The organism is Photobacterium proteolyticum (genome assembly GCF_001939735.1).
Taxonomy (GTDB): Bacteria; Pseudomonadota; Gammaproteobacteria; order Enterobacterales; family Vibrionaceae; genus Photobacterium; species Photobacterium proteolyticum.
On record NZ_MJIL01000079.1, the window covers coordinates 232,199 to 251,409 of the forward strand.

Genomic DNA, 19,211 nt, shown 5'->3' on the forward strand with positions numbered 1-19,211 from the left:
CACATCGCTGCCTGATAAGTATCAAGATACGTTACCTGTTACTTGACGCTGACCTTATTGGCCATAGTCATTGCGGTACCGAACTTGCCACCGGCAGCGATGATCTGGTGCACACCATCTTCATCGGTATCGGTAGAGTTGCTACCCTTGATTTGGTTCTCACCGGAATCGCCCATCCACTCGGCAAGCTGCATACCACCGTTGATAACGCTGCGGAACCAGCTCACATAACGATCAGTCAGCATCGTCAGCTCAAGGGCTGGTTCGTTTTCGCCTTCTTCGTTTTTCAGGTGAGAAATTGCCTCGCGCAGACCGCCGGAAATCGCTGCAGCCGTATACGGCGTATGGATTGTCGCTTTACCCGGCACGGTTGCCCATGTGTCGATGCTCTCGTCAAACATGTTCTTCTCTACCGCCAGGTAAATAGAACGTGCTGCTTGCTTGTATTTCACATCGTCTGTTGCAAGGTAGGCAGCCACCAAACCACGAATTGCCGCAAACTGCGCATCCAATGATTTTTCTTTGGTTAGCTTGTTAACGGTATTCAGTGTCACACCATCAAATACCAGACCGTCTTTCCCTGTTAGCTGCGTGATAATGAAATCAGCCTGACCTTTGATCATTGCCAACGCTTCTTTACCTGCCGCTGACTTCAGATCCACATCACTGGCTTCAGCCGACGCATAACCCACTGGCAATGCATCTTTGGCACGCTGATAAATTGACAGGGCAACAATTGAGTAAGCGGCATCGTAGGTATCAACCTTGTTACCTTGCTTGCCGTCTTTGTATTCAGTAACAAATGTACCCTGCTCTTTGTTGTAGTGCAGAACGGCAATGTTCTTGAACAATAGGTTGGAGATATTGTTCGCCAGAGAGAACGCATCATCCGCTACAACATCATTGTTTTCATTCGCATCAATGTTAGCTGCAGGTGCTGCTGCAAATGGCGCACCATCAAATACGGACAGGAATGCCGGATTCTGGGCACTGTTTGCTGTGCGCTGATCACTGAAGGCAAAGAATTCTGCCACTGGCCATAGCATCGACCAGGTATCACGCAGTGTTGATGCACTATCTGTAACTTTCAGACCGGCAATCGACTTAACACCGTTGTTGGTGCCTTCGGTCACCGCCACTTTATGTGCAAACCAGATAGGGCCTTTGGCCGGATCGTAATCCGGGCCGAATTTAGCGCCCAGGTTCTTACCGTCAAAACCAAGCTGCTGCTGCATGATCTGCAGCTTATCAATCGACATTTCTGTCAGCATCATACCGTTGAAACCATCAGCTGCGGATACACCCAGGCTGTGCTTGCCGTCGTGATCCATCGTCGCAGAATCTGCTTCAACTTCTTCGTCAGTCTCGGTAACGTGCATACCACCAAGGAAGTCTTGCGACCACATGACTTCTTTCAGCAGGATGCCACCTGTTGCTGCCGGATTAAATGACTTGTCGAAAGTCGATTCATCCCATGCCAGTGTTTTGTAATCACGGAAATATGCAGGCACTACAGTCTGAACTGTTTTGCTGGCACCTTTGGCGGTGACAATCTCTACTTCATCACCGTTTACCGTCGTTGTATCAGGCTTCTGTACGAACTCAGGATTACCTGATACATAAGGAATTGAAATCGGGTACATGTTCTGCGGAATTTCGCCGGCAGGAAAACCAACGGCTTCAGCCATCTCGATCACACGCTTACCCAGATCGGCCAGCTGACCACCACGCGCACGGTTCACCGGACCATTGACAAGGTGCGGCCCCATTGTCGACTGGTAGTTAAGCGCATACATAGCTTCTTCAGAATACTCGTAGCTTTCAATACCAGCAGCAAAATCAAAAGGGGTTGGATCATTGGCCAGATTTGGATCAAGTACATCCAGATCCAAACCGAGTGATTCAGCTAGCGGTTCTCCCGACAGCTCAAACTCGGTATAGGCTAAAAAGCTACCTGCTGGTTGATGTGTTTTATCTAAGACTTTCACTTGGGCTGATGCACTTGCCGCTGTTGTAAACACAGCTGCTGCAATAGCAATGCTAAGAACTGACTTCTTCACTACTTTTCCTTTTTATTCTATTTATTTGCAACAAATTGAACTTGCAAACCTATTCCGACAGGACATAAAACGAGAACGATTTGCATTCTATATGTTTCAGAATGTAAATCAAGGAAGTGAGAGTCATTATCATTTTTATTATTGATCAAAATCAATATTTGAGATGCATGTTATAAATCCGCATGCATATTACTGATTCTCAAAGGTTATAGCTTGTGATGCGGAAGAAATAAGAAGCCAAAGCACCCTGTCTCTGACACAGTGTGCAACTAATCAGCATTCTTTCACCGTATTCTCTTTGTAATGCAAAATACACCTATATAATGGACATATTGATAATAACCATAACTAGCTTGCTCATAAGAGAAATTAAATGCCTTCACATCTACCCAAAGGCTTTAGTGGCCCGTTTTTAAAATTGTTTCACATCCTCGAAGCCATTTTGCTCGTAGCCATCACCCTGGCGACAATCGTTGCCATGGCGACAGAGTTTGTTCATGTCTATGTGAATAAAGAAATCCTATTGACCGACATCTTGCTGATGTTCATTTACCTAGAAGTACTGGCTATGGTTCAGCAATTTGTAGCCAACGGTAAGATTCCGGTGCGCTATCCAATTTACATAGCGATAATGGCCATTGCGCGATACATCACGCTAGGAATGAAAGAACTGGATGGGATATTTGTCGTCTGGCTGGCACTGGCTGCCTTTATTCTGGCGGCTGCCACTCTGATGATCCGCATCGGCCATCACTACTGGCCGTATGAGCGCGTTACTGATCCGACGAAGACACAATCAGAAGACTAGGTATACAGAAAGGCAACACTAACAAAGAATAAAATAAAGGGAGCTGCGGCTCCCTTTATTTGTTCGTACACGATCATTGCCTCACGTTTTTCTGCAGCTTCTTTTTATAATAGTTAAGCGCCCGCTCCACTGCCCTTTCATGCATTTTTTCTCTTAGTTTTTCGAAGTCGACTTTTCTTTCCACACGCTCCCCCTACAATGCAACAGAGAACATTCAACCAACATCACTAAGCTTAGTATAAAATACTGAAGTATATGGCTTTTTCTTCACTATTAAGAAAAGAAACAAGAACAGTATGTCAAAACAGAATACAAATTCAGATTATAACAACAAAAAAATGCCAACCGGATCAACCCGACTGGCATTGAAAATATCATTTTTTACTGTTTCTATACAATTACTTGCGCAAGGGTATAGCCAATAGCACATGCTGAGACGACACCGATTACGAAGTGATTGGCACAGGCTTCCGGTTCGCTGAAATACGCTTTGTTCCCCCGAACTCAGTAGGTCTGGCTGCCTGTGCCCTTTTGTAACGGTTTACGTTTCTTATTTATTCCTAGTGGCAACTCTTATGCAATGGAGAATTCTTCATGCTTAATGCGGTTCATGTATGAATTCACCACGAATGCAAGGATACAAAGCCCCAGTCCCCATAGCCAAATCGGCAATATACCTACTGATAGTGCGTATCCAATACAAGTAGCAGTAAACACACCAATGAAACCAGGGATCAAGAAACTGTGGTTCAGAACATACTTGCCTATTTTGGTTGTTCCCGAGCGGTCGAAAGTAATTGCAGCAAGATCTGATGGGTAGAATGGGAAGAAATAATAGGCATAACAAGCTGGAAGCACACCGATTAGTACTTCAGCCGGAATACCCAACGCAAAACCAAGTGGTAACATGATAGTAAGAACTGCGGCTTGGCTCTTCAAAAATACCGAAGAAACATACATTGCAATAGCAAAGGTCCAAGGGTGTGTCTTAACAACATCTTCAACAAGACTTATGATGTAGGGTTTATTGAAAGATATTATTGTGTCACTCATCCATGCGATACCAAAGATGATAATGACCGCACTCATACCGGCTACAAAAACATTTGTTTTGACAATCTTTTTTGGATCAACGTTGGTCGTTAACAGAATGATTGCACCAACTGACAACATCAGGAACTGGAGAGCTGTAGATGTTTTAACACCGTCCGGAAGTAAACCAATATCTTTACCGAACATTGCCACGCAGATTACGACTAAAATACCAAGTAAGAAGACACTTAAGCCCATCTTCGCTTTTTTATCATTTTCCGGAGCATTCTGAGTGTTAGGTGTTTCTGACTTATCAATTAGTTGTGCTTTAAACTGAGGGTCTTCACATCGTTGCAAAAACTCTTGGTCATGCTGCAGCTCTTTACCGCGTTTAAGACTCCAAGTTGCTGCAATCAATACACCTGTAAGCGTAGCTGGGATGGTTACCATAAGCACTTGGCCCAACGAGATGTCCAGATTGTTTGTGGCTGCTGTTGCCATTACCACTGCCGCAGCTGCTGCAATTGGACTTGCCGTAATACCCATTTGAGACGCAACAGTCGATATTGCCATCGGCCTTTCGGGACGAATTCCTCGTTTGATACTCACATCATAAATTACTGGTAGCAAAGGGTAAACAGAGTGGCCTGTTCCGACCATAACGGTTAGGCAGTAGGTACAAAGAGGCCCGAGAAAAACTATTTTCGAAGGGTGTTTTCTTAACAGTTTTTCTGCGTAATTAACTAATAGCTTCAATCCTCCGGTCGCTTCTAGTGTCGCCGAAGCAGCAACCACAGCAAGGATAATCAGCATAACACCGATTGGAGGTTTACCCGGCGCAATACCAAATACAAACGATAGAATAGATACGCCTAATCCACCGAGAAGACCAAAAGCGATGCCTCCGTACCGGATACCGATAAAAATAACGGCGAGCAACAACATCATGTGAACAAAGAACATATTTTTTCCTTAAATATAGAGTAATTTGTCTTTTAAATAAGATCGCTGGGATACCAGGTTAGGCTTTTTGAACTGGTAGCAATCTTGATTAATAAATTATGAAGCCAACAACCATGCAGCCGTGTAACGCGCGATTTTACCTGCTACACCAGTAAGGAATTTCAGGCATAGAGGAGCGCACATGCTACTACCAAGAATGGCTGGAATGTTTTTCAATGCTGCTTTATTAAGCTCATTGGTGAATATGCCCTACCACTTTAGTAGGATCATTATGTTTTTTTGTAGTCTACCAACACTTGCCGACCGGAAGATTGAGTACCTTGCTAATGTAACTATTTTAGGCTTTTGTAACTTTTGTAAGTGATGGTTGGGTGAGGAGGTATAGAAGAGGCTCTGACGGAAAAACGGTCGATTCATTATTTCTGATCCAGGCACATATTAATTCCAGCAGATAAGCAGTTATAAATGTGCTTGAAAGGGAGCGCCATTCCTACACACATTTTGCTTGAATTGAATTCCCAGAGGAAGCTCTGAATCATGCATCTTGAAGTGGTTTGGGTATATACTGTCCCCGTTACTAATATTGCTATTCTAAGAACTATCATGAAACTTAAGAGTTATCTGATCTTAACCATCGTTGCAGCTACCTCTTTTCTTGTTATCATCGTAACCACCGCCATCTATTTTTTACTACAAAATTCGTATCAGGAAGGCATTCAGGCGCGAGGGCTAGAGCTTGCTCGCGTGGTTGCACATGATCCTATGGTCATTAAGGCGGTTGATGCCCAAAATAAGCAGCAGAAATACGATTTACAAGATTATGTGGAAGATATTAGAGCGCGTACCGATGCTTCCTATATCGTGGTCGTTGATAAAGAAACCATTCGTTTGAGCCACCCCACACCAGATAAAGTCGGTAAGTATTTTATCGGTAACGACATTAAACCCGCAATAGAACAAGGTGATGAATTCAGTAGTGTGGCATCTGGATCACTTGGCAAAGCTATCCGTAATTTTTCGCCTGTTCTTTTAGATGGCGAAGTCATTGGTGCAGTCTGTATCGGATATTTATATGAAAAAACAACCGATATTTTTTTTAAACAATATGGTCATATTGGCATGCTTATCGGCGTGGTCTATTTGCTTGGTATTGGCATTACAGGCGCGTTCATGTTCAAGATGAAACGTACATTCTTGGACTATGAGCCAGAATTTATCGTGAACAAATTCCGCGAACATGAGATGGTACTCGATAGTATTCGTGACGCTATTGTTGCGGTTGATAACAACATGAAAATTACCACCATCAATAACAGCGCAATTAAGATGCTTTCTATGGGGGTACTGGATCGCTATGACTATGTGAACCACTCTTTATCGCGTTATTCCAAATCTTTAAGTCATTTGGTTCTCGCAAATCAAGGAGCATTCCATCAAGAGGAATTCAATATTGGCAAATTAAGCTACAGAGCCAATGTTTATCCGATCAACACCCCGAGAGGCTCGCAGGGGCATGTCGTCGTATTTTTCACAAATCTTGATCCAACTGAGCTTGAACGCGAAGTCACGTCCTTGAACAGTTATGCCGAATTGCTCCGCAGTAAAACACATGAGTATTCCAATAAGCTCAATGTACTCTCGGGCATGCTACAAATCGGTAAGTACGATGAAGCCGTTGACTTTATTCAACAAGAAACCGACCGTTACCAATCTATAATTCACAATATTGTCATGTCGGTAACAGATAGTGCCGTTGCCGGTTTGTTACTCGCTAAATTTAATAAAGCGTCAGAAACGGGTGTGAAATTCACGATCGATATGGATACAAATTTGTCGAGTTACGAGAAGAATATCTCAGAAAAACTCGTCACAATGGTAGGTAACCTGATCGATAATGCCTTACTCGCATCATGGCAAAACAGAGAGAATGCTGAACCTGAAGTACATGTGTATCTGAGCGATCGTAGTAATCACATCATTTTAGAAGTTCAAGACAGCGGAGCAGGCGTGCCCGAAGATATTACCGATCACATTTTAGAGTTCGGTGTAAGCTCTAAGCTCGACGATGAACAGAGCGGTATTGGCTTATACTTGGTCAAGCAGCTGGTCGATTACTTTCATGGAAGTATTGATTGGGAACGCACTGAGCAACACACAACGCTATTCAGTATTTACTTAGATAAAAATGAAGTCGCTAATGATGACTAAAACTACTGTAATGATTATTGAAGATGATAGTCGAGCCAGCTATACCCTCGAATCAACCATCAATCAACACCCAAACTTCACGGTGGTTGCAGCTAGCGAAAGCTGTGCAGATGCATTGTTGCAATACGGGGCATTCAAACCAACACTAATTTTTGTCGATATCACGCTGCCCGATGGCAATGGTATTGATGTTATTCGCCAACTGCGCGAGCAAAACGCAGATTGTGATTTCATTATGACCACTGCCGAACGAGAAACCGCAACGGTTGAAAAAGCCGTTCAGCTTGGTGTGAGTGATTATTTGGTCAAGCCGATCCGCATGTCTCGGGTCAACCAAGCCCTTGACGACTATAAACAGTACAAACAAAAACTAGCGCGCGCTGCAACCGTTGATCAAGGTGATATCGACCAGATATTCCGTAAAACGCCAGCAAAGCAATTACGCCAGACACCGAAAGGGATTGATGCAACAACGCTTGCCTCATTACAGGCAATTTTGCATGCGGATAAACCACACGACTTTTCTGCCGATGATATTGGCAAGCGCATGAATGTCAGCCGCATTACGGCAAGGCGTTATCTGGAGTTTTTAGAGTCGGAAGGCATGATCCGATTAGTTCTGAACTACAAAACTGGCGGTCGCCCTCGCCGTTTGTACCAGATGGTCGAGTAACTGGGTATACCAATAAGCCCGGCTTGAACCGGGCTTACAACACATCTAGAAATTGTTTTTCTGCTTAGCACTACACATCTGATTCAACAGGTTTAGGGCACTCCTTGGCATGACACAAATTGGCATCAATATCTTGATTACCAAGCAGACGTAGCCACAGTGCCGGCAGATGCTTAGGCCTTACATTAGGGCTTTCCAACTGTACAGGAAGGGCCGAAGACCATGCTCCGTCACTATCCAATTTGGCAAAGACAAACTTGAACGGCAGGTATTCCACCATTCCCAGTCGCAAATCTGTAGCCGTCAGGCTCTCACCTACCTGCTCGTATTTTACAAACTGGCTGGTAAAGTCTTCCAGCATAACCAGGTGCTGTGGTTTCTCGTCCAGTGTCCAGTGGCCGCGATCCTTGGCAATAAAATCGATAGTTTTATCTTCGTCCATCAAAGACGTTAACCCTTCCCAGTAGGTATCGCCATCTAACACCACAACACGCCACAGTACGGTATTAATAGGCGTCGGTGCGATAAAAACAGGCTTGTCCGCCATCGGCGTATTGGCTAATTGGTCTTGTACTCGCCCCTCGACAATATTAAGCGCGATAACCGACCAGCCAAGGTACAGGCTCGATATTGCCAGGCCGATACCGCACAACCTTGCCATATTCCTTCGCCACAACAGACTGGCACCAACCATCACAAGAAGCGGCACTGTATAGAGGGGATCGATAATAAAGATGCTGGACACCGCGACACTGACCGGCAGAGGCCACAGCAGCTGAGTGCCGTACGAGGTAAAGGCGTCCAACAACGGATGAGTAATAAGACACGCTGCAATCAATAGCCACAGTTGCGTAAAGCCAAACTGAGTTGGCCGCAACTTCTGCCAGCACCACGCCAGTAACAACGAGAACGGTAGCAGAACAAAAATCGAGTGGCTGAAACCCCTGTGCTTCACCATATCTGATACTGGATCACCATAGTTCATCAGCACATCCAAATCAGGCAGGGTGCCAAGAGCGGCACCGGCCAAAAGTACTTTGGGCGAACACTTCTTTCCTGCCACCAAACCCGCAACAGCGGCACCTAATGCGGCTTGAGTCACTGAATCCAACTTTTTCTCCTTTTCAGCCAGGTTATTTATATGGGTATATATCGTTTTTTATCTGGCCGTTATTCTCAGCTAATTCGGCACACCTTATCAAAAATAGTCACCAAAGGGCAAAGTGCGTATAACAAGTAAAGTAAACAAAAGTAAAACTATGGGTTTGGTCGCAGTTCAGCACCATTGAATTCGCTACTTTAAATCAGGCAACATCAATTCACTCTGACAAAGGGAAGATGTATATGCCAACAAAAGTTTCTGAATACATGACACGCAAAGTTATCACCATTCAGCCAGAGGCCGGCCTTCGCGAAGCCTTTTTTTTGATGCGCGACGAAGCGATCCGCCATTTACCGGTAACGAATGAAGCAGGCGAGCTGATAGGCATTGTCAGTGACCGCGAGCTACGCCGTCCGGGCTGGGTTGATGAATCACCGGATATCGGTCACGAATACGACCTGACCGACGATCTGCATATCGGTGATGTCATGATCAGAGATATAGTGCACGTTCGTACCTATGACACACTGACCAAAGCGGTCGGTACCCTGCTCGACTACCATGTGGGTGCTGCACCTGTTCTGGATAAAACAGGTGATTTGGTCGGCATTCTGTCAGCCGTAGACCTACTCAAAGCCTTCCAAAATACCCTGGAAACACAAAAGTCGAACAAGAAAAACAGAAGTCTGGCCTGACGCTTAGAAGAACGCGGGCAAAAGAATCTGAGGGTCACAAGAAAAAGGCTTGCCAAAATGGCAAGCCTTTCAGTTTCACACGAGAGTCAAGCTAGAGATCGATTAGTTAAACAGCCCTTTTAATAGCTTATCGGCCACTTTTTTCACCTCGTCATCTTTGGCCTTGTCGCCAAGTAGCTTCTCAAGCCCGCGCTCGACTTCTTTCTGTGCCTTTTTCTCCAGCTCATTGTTCTGCTTCAGCAGACCTGCCAGATCCATCGAAAACTTAGGCTCGGTCCAGTTACCTTTGACATCTATCGGCACTGTCAGATCAGCCACTTCGTCCACCTGCTTGCCGCCCTGACCTTTGCTGGTCGCAACAACCGAAGTATTCACCTTGAAGTCGATTGCTTCGCTGACAAGATTGGTATGGCCTTTACCCGCTATACGCAGCAGCGGAGAATCCAGATCCAAATTCGTAGTCGAAGCCTTGCCCGAGCCCAGCTTAATGGTTGCTACCATTGCCGAAAAGTCGGTCTTTCTTTCTTCTTTAACATACTCGGCTCGTTTGCCTTTCAATTTCGCCTTGGCTTCACGGATCATCTCAGGCACATTCACCCCGTAAACCGCTCCGTCGGCAAAATTAATATCGACCGTACCGGCTATATTTTTGCGGATACGATTTTCGGCCAATCCGGTGCCCGCAAGGCTCATCGTGATATCACCCTTACCCGCCAGTACATCGTTGTCGGCAACATCAATCATCAACGGCTGAACCTGAACACCACGGATCTGGTTCGTCACCTTGTACGTAGGTAGTTTACCGTTAGCATTCAGGGTCGCCTGCATTGTAATACTGCCGTCATACAGATCAGCATGGAACTGCTTGAGCTTTAGGACGCCTTTGGCAACTTTCATATCCACCAGCACGTTGGCCAACTTGGCATTCGCTGCTTTGAATTTGCCCAGCTTGACGGTACCGGCAACATCCAGCCCTTTCAATGCCGACAGATCCGGCTCTTTGTTCTTGTCTGCAGCAGGAGCAGTCTCCGACATGGAACCGCCAGTGGTCGTTCCCGCACCTTCATCACTGGTTTTCTGCGTTGCTTCTTTCTTATCTAGACCGAGGAAACTATCAAGGTCAATGTTGTCGCTGTTAATCGCAAAACGGATAACCGGAATGTCAGCCGCCTTAAACGAGCCTTCACCATTGACACTGATCTCATCAACACCTGCCTTAAACTGCGACAGGGTTGCCATGCCCTTGCTAACGTCATATTCCGCATCAGCATTGAGCTTTACAGTCATCTCAGGGCGAGGTAATGCCGCTCCTTTCAAGCCGGACTCCAGAACCAACGCCTGCAGCTGAAGCAAATCAAAGGCCTCGCTTAACTTCAGGCGTGTCTCGCCCTTGGCATCAAATACCAAATCAGGCACTTCGCCTTTGGCCGCAAATGTCACTGCCGACCAGTCACCGGCTTTAAATTTGTCCACAACCAGGCTCAGTGACTGAATATCATTAACCGGATCTTTAGCTGTAGCGGCCAACTGCAGATTCTTCAGCTCGGCATTATTCAGCGCCGGCACGATAAATAGCTCAGTAGCACCGTTGGCGGTAAAGGCCAGCTCGCCATTTTGTCCCGCCACATCAAAATCGAGCTGAGTCCATTCTCCAGGCGCAAAACGGTTCAGGGTAAGGTTCAACGCACTGATTGAGGTAAAAGTACCAGCCTGCTCATCACGAATCTCAGCACTGGCATTGACAAGCTCGACACCTTCAAGGCTGATGGTCCATGGCTGTGCGGCATCCTGAGATGATGGAGCAGGCTCAGAAGCTGTGCCTGTCTCGGGTGCTGTCGTTGGCTGGCTTGCCGTAGTCTCCAACTGCTGATCCTGGGGCGCAGGCTGTCCGAGCCCATCAATGTTACTCACACCATCCTTGCGTGTCTGAATAAAGACACGACCATCTTGCAAGCTGACATGGCCTATCTCAAGATGACGGGAGAAAAGCGGGACAACGGATACCGACAGCTCGGCACTGCCCAGCTGAACCAAGTTGGGCTCGGCAAAGCCTTGCGGGTTGCGAAACTCGGTCTGACCCAGGGTAAAACCTATGCTCGGAAAAAAACGCCATCCGATATCACCGCTGATCACCAGATCACGCCCTGTCGCCTTCTTCACCTGCTCGGTGATCAATGGCTTAAACTGATTAGGGTCAACCAGTGCCAACAATGCACCGATCCCCACAACGATAACAACTACAATTGCCAGTACGGCATACAAAAGCTTTTTCATCGTGTCCTCGTGTTATCCGTCCACACTGAATAGGGTTACAAGCCTGTGGGTATATCCAGAGTCCGTTCCTGATATATCCAAGCAGTCATTTGAAGTAACTTGGGTGTACGACAGCAAATAGATGTATTAGTTTTTAATTATCTGTTATTAGAGCAAAAAAATAGGCAGCCGTTAAGGCTGCCTATCAAATATTGTCATTTCCAATCAAGGCAAGCAGTGCCAGCCTCATTGCCAATGCTACGATTTCAGCAATCGAGCAATATGTGCCTTAAGCACGTCGATGGCAATGCGGTTTTTACCACCGCGAGGAACGATAATATCGGCGTACTGTTTAGACGGTTCAATAAACTGCATGAACATAGGGCGTACCGTCTTTTGATACTGCTCAAGTACCGATTCCATCGTACGGTCACGTTCAGCAACATCACGCTGAAGACGACGTAGCAGACAGATATCAAGCGGTGTATCCATAAAGACACTCGCATGCATGATTTCGCGCAGACGCGGATCGGTCAGCAACAAGATACCTTCCAGAATGATCACCTTCTTAGGTGTCATCGGCGTGGTTTCTACCATGCGAGTGTGCTCGCTGTAACTATACTGCGGAACTTCTACCGCATTACCTTCAACCAGCATCTGCAAATGATCACAAAGCAAGTCATGATCCAAGGCATTCGGGTGATCGTAATTGGTCTTGACCCGCTCTTCCATGGTCAGGTGACTTTGATCGTTATAGTAACAATCTTCCGTGATAACACCGATCTGATGATCGCCGACTTTTTCTTTCAGCTCTTTATAAACTGTGCTGGCAATCAGACTTTTACCGGACGCAGAAGCGCCTGCGATACCGATAATGACGCATTGGTGTGAGTTTTCAGACATATCAGAAAGCACCTGTAAGACAACGTAGCGAGGTGGAAATACTCATTTAAACAACTATCTGCTTTTACATCGTAAACCAGATAATTGTGCGAATAGGTATAAATAAACCGCCTGATTATATGGATTTGTGCGGCCAGATGCCAGCAAAAATGCGACATCCGGCACGATTAACTACAAAGTTTACATAATTGTTGCAAGAAAAGGATTACATTGTGCGTATTGTAATCTGCTCAGCAATCGGCTTGCCCTGCCAGAACAAGCGGCTGGCCACCTGCCCCGCCAAGTCAATATAAGCCGCAGCCTGCTCCGAGTCTGGCGACGAGGCAACCGTCGGCTTGCCGCTGTCGATATCTTCACGGATCTTGATATGCAGCGGCAACTGCGCCAACAAAGGAACAGAATAGTCTTTCGCCATACGCTCGGCGCCACCGGTACCGAAAATCGGTTCATGGTGGCCACAGTTACTGCAAATGTGGTAGCTCATGTTTTCAACGACACCGACCACTGGCACGTTGACCTTCTCAAACATGTTGATCCCCTTGATGGCATCGGCCAACGCCAAATCCTGCGGTGTTGTAATCACCACGGCGCCGGTCACCGGGATCTGCTGGGCCAGCGTAAGCTGGATATCGCCGGTGCCCGGTGGCATATCGACGACCAGGTAGTCCAGGTCCGGCCACCAGGTTTCGGTAATAATCTGGGTCAGCGCCTTGGAAGCCATAGGTCCGCGCCAAATCGTCGCGCTGTCAGCCGGCACCAGGTAGCCCACCGAATTGGTAAACAATCCACACGACTCTATCGGCAACATCATCTTTCCGTCAGGGGATTGTGGCTTCTCATCCACGGTTCCCAGCATCATAGGCACCGACGGACCGTAGATATCGGCATCGAGCAAGCCCACTTTTGCACCTTGCTTCTCCAGCCCCAATGCCAGGTTAACCGCGGTTGTTGATTTACCCACTCCGCCTTTGGCCGAGCTGACCACAATAATATTCTTTACCCCACGCAGCGGTGTCTTCTCGCCGGTTGCCAGAGGCGCAACCCGGGTCGTTACGGCAAACGTCATACTCTGGGCAACATGATGAAGCTGCTGCTGGGTAATAATCCAATGCTCTAGCAGCTCTATCACCGAGTTGGCGGCAAACGGCAGCGTGATCGACACAACGCCCTGAGCCGATACCGACACAACATCTGGCGTGTCGGCCCACTCATGATGCAGCCATGGATGCTCGAACTGATTCAGCCAACGGCAGATATCAGCCACACTCTCAAATCGGATCATTGAATCACTACTCATCGTTTTTAGCGCTCCATTATGGTTGTTCACATCCATCGTACCACCAAAGCCTATTTATCGCCGCTATTTAGCGTGATTATCACTGGATGACGCTAGGCAATACGCTGTCCATCAGGTACTATTTGAGGCTATATTTTTTTACCCATCATGAGCGAAATAAGTAATTATGGCTGCAAATCCAAGAAAAATTCTGGTGACCTGCGCCCTACCGTACGCTAACGGTTCGATCCACTTGGGACACATGCTTGAGCATGTGCAAGCGGATATCTGGGTGCGCTATCAGCGCCTTCGCGGCAACGAAGTTCATTTCATCTGTGCAGACGATGCACACGGCACTCCAATCATGCTTAAGGCCCAGCAGATGGGTATGGAACCTGAGCAGATGATTGCCGAAGTGAGCAAAGAGCACCAGGCCGACTTTGCTGGCTTCGATATTAGCTTTGACAACTACCACAGCACACATTCCGACGAGAACCGTGAGCTGGCGTCGTTCGTTTACACTCAGCTAAAAGAGAAAGGCTTTATTACCAGCCGTACCATCTCTCAGCTATTCGATCCTGAAAAGGAAATGTTCCTGCCAGATCGCTTCGTAAAAGGAACCTGCCCGAAATGTAAGGCAGAAGACCAGTACGGCGATAACTGTGACAACTGTGGCGAAACTTACAGCCCGACGGATCTTATCGAACCAAAATCTGCTGTTTCCGGCGCGACGCCGGTAATGAAGGATTCCGAGCACTTCTTCTTTGACCTACCTCAGTTCGAAGGAATGCTGCAAGAGTGGACCAAATCAGGCGCACTGCAGGACGAAACCGCCAACAAGATGCAAGAATGGTTCGAGTCTGGCCTTCAGCAATGGGATATCTCGCGTGATGCGCCGTACTTCGGCTTCGAGATCCCGGGTGAAACAGGCAAGTACTTCTACGTGTGGCTGGATGCACCAATCGGCTACATGGGCTCATTCAAGAACCTGTGTGACAAGCGTGACGACCTGAACTTCGACGAGTTCTGGAACAAGGACAGCTCAACCGAGCTGTACCACTTCATCGGTAAAGATATTGTCTACTTCCACAGCCTGTTCTGGCCAGCCATGCTTGACGGTGCCGGTCTGCGCAAACCAAACAATGTCTTCGTTCACGGCTACGTTACTGTAAACGGCGCGAAGATGTCGAAGTCGAAAGGTACCTTTATTAAAGCAGGTACTTATCTGCAGCACCTGGACCCAGAATACCTGCGTTACTACTACGCGGCCAAGCTGAATAACCGTATCGACGATCTTGACCTTAACCTCGAAGATTTCACCCAGCGTGTAAACAGCGATGTCGTGAACAAGATTGTCAACCTGGCATCACGTAATGCCGGCTTCATTGCCAAGCGCTTCGAAGGCAAGCTGTCAGACAGTTTTGCCGAGCCTGAGCTATATGCCGAGTTTGTTGCCGCCTCTGATCGCATTGCTGAGCTTTACGAGAACCGTGAATACAGCCGTGCAATCCGCGAAATTACGGCACTGGCAGACAAAGCGAACCAGTACGTTGACGAAAAAGCCCCATGGGTTGTTGCCAAGCAAGAAGGCAAGGATCAGGAGCTGCAGGAAATCTGTTCTGTCGGCATTAACCTGTTCCGCGTTCTGATGACCTACCTGAAGCCAGTCATGCCTCAGCTTGCTGAGCGCACAGAGGGCTTCCTGAACGAGACCCTGACCTGGGAAGGTATTGCCCAGCCGCTGACTGGCCACGAAGTGACTAAGTTCAAGGCGCTATTCAACCGCATAGATGCCAAGAAAGTTGAAGCTATGGTTGAATCTTCAAGAGAAGATGCCGCAGCAGAAATGGCAGCTAAAGAAAAAGCAGAAGCGGCGAAGACAGAAACTGAGCTAAGTAAAGAACCAATCGCAGACGAAATCGAGTTCGATGACTTTGCTAAAGTGGATCTTCGCATTGCGAAAATCGTGTCTTGCGAATCTGTGCCTAAAGCCAACAAGCTACTTAAGCTTGAGCTAGACCTAGGTGGCGAGACTCGCCAAGTATTCGCAGGTATCAAGTCGGCCTACAGCCCTGAAGACCTAATTGGCAAGCACACTGTAATGGTGGCCAACCTCAAGCCGCGTAAGATGAAGTTCGGCATGTCTGAAGGTATGGTACTGGCAGCGGGCCCTGGTGGTGAAGACCTTTGGATCCTAGAACCACACGAAGGTGCGCAGCCTGGTATGCGTGTGATGTAATTTTTATGCACAATTAACGCAATAATAAAGGAGCTTCGGCTCCTTTTTTTATTCCGCGAGCAATGGTCGGTAACCACTGGCTAATTGTTTCCAAATCACTGATTATCTGTAGATATTCTAAATTTATTAACCTTATCATTACCTACCAAACAGCAGACAGCTTCATAGGATATTTTCTCGGCAAAAGCAGATGTTAACGACTATTTTTATCATGACGATAAATTTCGCTTTTATTCGGTATAAACGCCACGGAAATTCGCTATTACCGATGAAGCAGCACAAAAACTGTATATATATCAACCGATAGGTTAATATTTGGTTAAATTTAATGTTTTCGGAATACCATTCTGCATCAGAAAGTGTGATCTGAAACATACCTTTGAATTTTGCACAGCATTTTACTTCGCTTTAACACCTAAACTGCTGTTAACCTGCTCCGCGCTCTGGTGAATGATTTACAGAGTGAATAATTATAAGGAGTGTTCATTTCATGCCAACACAAAAAAAGAAAATGTCCCTGACTGGTCGAGTAATTCTCGGCATGCTGCTGGGCATCTTGACAGGATTCGCTATTCGCTCCCTTTTTGCTGAGACTTCATTTGTACACGAATATCTAGTGAATGGCCTGTTTGACGTTGGTGGTGCGATCTTCATTGCTAGCTTAAAAATGCTGGTTGTACCTTTAGTATTTGTTTCTTTGGTTTGTGGTACCAGTACGCTGAACGATATCAGCACGCTAGGTCGCCTCGGGGGCAAAACCTTGTTGTTCTATCTAACAACAACGGCGATTGCCATCACCCTTGCACTGACCATGGGTAACCTGTTCCAACCGGGAGCCGGTGCCGATCTTTCTGCCGCAACAACGTTTGCAGCCAAAGAAGCCCCTTCATTGGGTGATGTCATCATCGGAATGTTCCCGACGAACCCAATCAACTCAATGGCCCAAGGCAACACACTGCAAATTATCGTATTTGCTATTCTGTTCGGTATTGCCATTAGTGCTGCCGGCAAGCCAGGTGAGCGCATTGCTGCTGTCTTTGCCGATCTTAACGAAGTCATCATGAAGCTGGTTGCACTGCTGATGCACATTGCGCCTTTCGGTGTCTTCTTCCTGATGGCGAAACTGTTCACAGGAATCGGCCTTGATGCCATCTACAACCTGTTTGGCTACTTCGTGGTACTGACTTGTACCCTGTTGATTCACGGCCTGGTTGTATACAGCACAATGTTGAAGGTGTTCACTGGTTTGAGCCCGAAGACATTCTTGAAAAAGATGGAAGATGCAATCATGTTTGCCTTCTCCACGGCTTCGTCAAACGCAACCATTCCTGTAACGATGGAAACAGCAACCAAGCGTCTCGGTGCTTCAAACCGTATCGCTTCATTTACTGTACCACTAGGCGCAACCATCAACATGGATGGTACTGCAATCATGCAGGGTGTTGCGACAGCGTTCATTGCTCAGGCTTTCAATATCGATCTGACGATGGGTGACTACATGGCAGTTATCGTTACGGCAACACTTGCCTCTATCGGTACAGCCGGTGTTCCGGGTGTTGGCCTGATCATGCTGGCAATGGTACTGAGCCAGGTAGGCCTGCCAGTTGAAGGTATCGCGATTATCATGGGTGTCGACCGACTACTTGATATGATCCGTACTGCAGTCAACATCACTGGTGACAGTGCGGTAACCTGTATTGTGGCCAAGTCTGAAGGTGAGCTCGATGTTAATCGATTCAATGACCCGGCAGCAGGCGAGAAAGATGAAGAAGTCCATCTTCACCCACAAGCCAAAACAGCCAGCTTCGACTAACAGTCAACGCTGTCTATAGCGGCAAAATAGCAAATCCCATTAAAAGCCCCGCAAGGGGCTTTTTTGCACCATCAGGATACATACTTGCCCCATCAATGCCCAAGGTTGTGAGCTTGATAAACAATCAAACGGTAAGTTGCTGATAAATATAAATAAATAAGCTAGGTAGACAGCTTACTCAACGGCACACTTATTGCGTTATTCCCTCTATGAAGCACCATTGATGCTGGAGGGAAAATGCTTATCATGTCATTGATTATTGGAGTTGTGCTTAGTCTCGGCTATTACACCTACCATGTAAGGCAGAGCAATTCACTGCTGCAAAACCGCTTTAACCAGGTGATCGGCCTACGCCAGCTTATTCACCTGCTACGCTTTCACCGTCGACAGACCCACCAGTTGCTGAATACCAGCGGCAGTTTCCTTGGAAAGGAGCAACCTTTAAACGAATCACTGGCGATTCAAGGCCTGCTTCGCTCTCTGATCAGCCAGGCTGAGCACTCCCAAAAACCCATGTACCGAATATTAATGAAGCGCATTACATCATTACTGGACGAGTGGCCAAGGTATTCTTTACAGCGAAATCAGGCTGTTCACGGCAAGGCCATCCGTCATGTCCTGTACCTGATTGATGACACCATCACCCAGAGCCTGCTGGCTGCTGACAAAGAACATGTCTTCCAACAATACCAGTCGACCTGGCCTGTCACTCTCAATGCTATCGACAGTCTGAGCCGTTTTCGCCACACTACTCACAGCTATCATCCGAACAGTACGGCGATAAAGCGCGAACTCGGTTTACATACCCAGATCCTGCGCCGGCGTCTCGGCCAGATGACAGTTAGAAGCAGCAACCCTGCTCCACCACTTATTATTGAGGCACTGTTTGATCAGTTCGACAAGATTGACCTGGACAACCCGGATCCGGGTCTGGTCAAAGAGCAGCTTTATCATTTTTCTCTGCAGGTCTCTGAGACAATCTTCAACCTATTCGATCTGGTTCTCGGTGATATCGGCAAAGAAGTCTCGATCAGGCTTCCCGAACTCCCTGTCGATGCCAGCAATGTAGTCAAGCTGCCTAAGCCAGTTCAGGCTGCTAACAGTTCAATCGAGTAGGAGGAGGCCTCGCGGCCTCCGTCCTCTCACACCACCGTACAAGCGTGGGTCGCATACGGCGGTTCCGAAT

Annotated in this window: 13 protein-coding genes; 7 read left to right on the forward strand and 6 right to left on the reverse strand. The window is 47.0% G+C overall.

Annotation, left to right across the window (positions count from 1 at the left end):
• Nucleotides 1-38: 38 nt before the first annotated feature.
• Nucleotides 39-2,060 (reverse strand): hypothetical protein, encoded by a 2,022-nt coding sequence (locus BIT28_RS15750; RefSeq protein ID WP_075765365.1) that lies wholly within the window; start codon nt 2,058-2,060, stop codon nt 39-41.
• A gap of 373 nt (nt 2,061-2,433) precedes the next feature.
• On the opposite strand from BIT28_RS15750, the gene BIT28_RS15755 reads away from it, so the two are divergent.
• The gene (locus tag BIT28_RS15755) at nt 2,434-2,868 is read left to right on the forward strand and encodes a phosphate-starvation-inducible protein PsiE (protein ID WP_075765367.1); all 435 of its coding nucleotides are present in this window, start codon (nt 2,434-2,436) and stop codon (nt 2,866-2,868) included.
• Between the two features lie 573 nt (nt 2,869-3,441).
• On the opposite strand, the gene BIT28_RS15760 is transcribed toward BIT28_RS15755, so the two are convergent.
• Nucleotides 3,442-4,863, reverse strand: a complete 1,422-nt coding sequence (locus BIT28_RS15760) for an anaerobic C4-dicarboxylate transporter (RefSeq protein WP_075765369.1) — start codon at nt 4,861-4,863, stop codon at nt 3,442-3,444.
• A 537-nt stretch (nt 4,864-5,400) separates the two neighbouring features.
• Here BIT28_RS15760 and BIT28_RS15765 point away from each other — a divergent pair.
• Both BIT28_RS15765 and BIT28_RS15770 read left to right on the forward strand, forming a co-directional pair.
• Entirely contained in the window at nt 5,401-7,071 is a 1,671-nt protein-coding gene (locus tag BIT28_RS15765) for an ATP-binding protein (protein WP_245823710.1), read from the forward strand.
• The gene (locus BIT28_RS15770) at nt 7,061-7,744 is read left to right on the forward strand and encodes a response regulator (RefSeq protein WP_245823711.1); all 684 of its coding nucleotides are present in this window, start codon (nt 7,061-7,063) and stop codon (nt 7,742-7,744) included. The genes BIT28_RS15765 and BIT28_RS15770 overlap by 11 nt, the downstream gene beginning before the upstream one ends.
• Nucleotides 7,745-7,814: 70 nt before the next feature.
• On the opposite strand, the gene BIT28_RS15775 is transcribed toward BIT28_RS15770, so the two are convergent.
• Entirely contained in the window at nt 7,815-8,855 is a 1,041-nt protein-coding gene (locus BIT28_RS15775) for a metal-dependent hydrolase (RefSeq protein ID WP_075765373.1), read from the reverse strand.
• Between the two features lie 233 nt (nt 8,856-9,088).
• On the opposite strand from BIT28_RS15775, the gene BIT28_RS15780 reads away from it, so the two are divergent.
• Nucleotides 9,089-9,541 (forward strand): CBS domain-containing protein, encoded by a 453-nt coding sequence (locus BIT28_RS15780; protein WP_075765375.1) that lies wholly within the window; start codon nt 9,089-9,091, stop codon nt 9,539-9,541.
• A 102-nt stretch (nt 9,542-9,643) separates the two neighbouring features.
• Here BIT28_RS15780 and BIT28_RS15785 read toward each other — a convergent pair whose 3' ends face one another.
• From BIT28_RS15785 to apbC, 3 genes are all read right to left on the reverse strand, one after another.
• Nucleotides 9,644-11,815, reverse strand: a complete 2,172-nt coding sequence (locus BIT28_RS15785) for an AsmA family protein (RefSeq protein ID WP_075765377.1) — start codon at nt 11,813-11,815, stop codon at nt 9,644-9,646.
• Between the two features lie 237 nt (nt 11,816-12,052).
• Nucleotides 12,053-12,697 (reverse strand): uridine kinase, encoded by a 645-nt coding sequence (gene udk / locus BIT28_RS15790; protein ID WP_075765379.1) that lies wholly within the window; start codon nt 12,695-12,697, stop codon nt 12,053-12,055.
• Between the two features lie 205 nt (nt 12,698-12,902).
• On the reverse strand, nt 12,903-13,979 hold the full coding sequence (gene apbC, locus BIT28_RS15795; protein WP_075765424.1) for an iron-sulfur cluster carrier protein ApbC: 1,077 nt from the start codon (nt 13,977-13,979) through the stop codon (nt 12,903-12,905).
• A 181-nt stretch (nt 13,980-14,160) separates the two neighbouring features.
• Between apbC and metG the strand changes: the two genes are divergently transcribed.
• The 3 genes from metG (at nt 14,161) to BIT28_RS15810 (ending at nt 19,141) form a co-directional block, all read left to right on the forward strand.
• Nucleotides 14,161-16,212, forward strand: coding sequence for a methionine--tRNA ligase (gene metG / locus BIT28_RS15800; protein WP_075765382.1), 2,052 nt, complete (start codon nt 14,161-14,163; stop codon nt 16,210-16,212).
• A gap of 490 nt (nt 16,213-16,702) precedes the next feature.
• Nucleotides 16,703-18,025, forward strand: coding sequence for a dicarboxylate/amino acid:cation symporter (locus BIT28_RS15805; RefSeq protein ID WP_075765384.1), 1,323 nt, complete (start codon nt 16,703-16,705; stop codon nt 18,023-18,025).
• Nucleotides 18,026-18,271: 246 nt separating this feature from the next.
• The gene (locus BIT28_RS15810; protein ID WP_245823713.1) at nt 18,272-19,141 is read left to right on the forward strand and encodes a hypothetical protein; all 870 of its coding nucleotides are present in this window, start codon (nt 18,272-18,274) and stop codon (nt 19,139-19,141) included.
• Nucleotides 19,142-19,211: the final 70 nt, after the last annotated feature.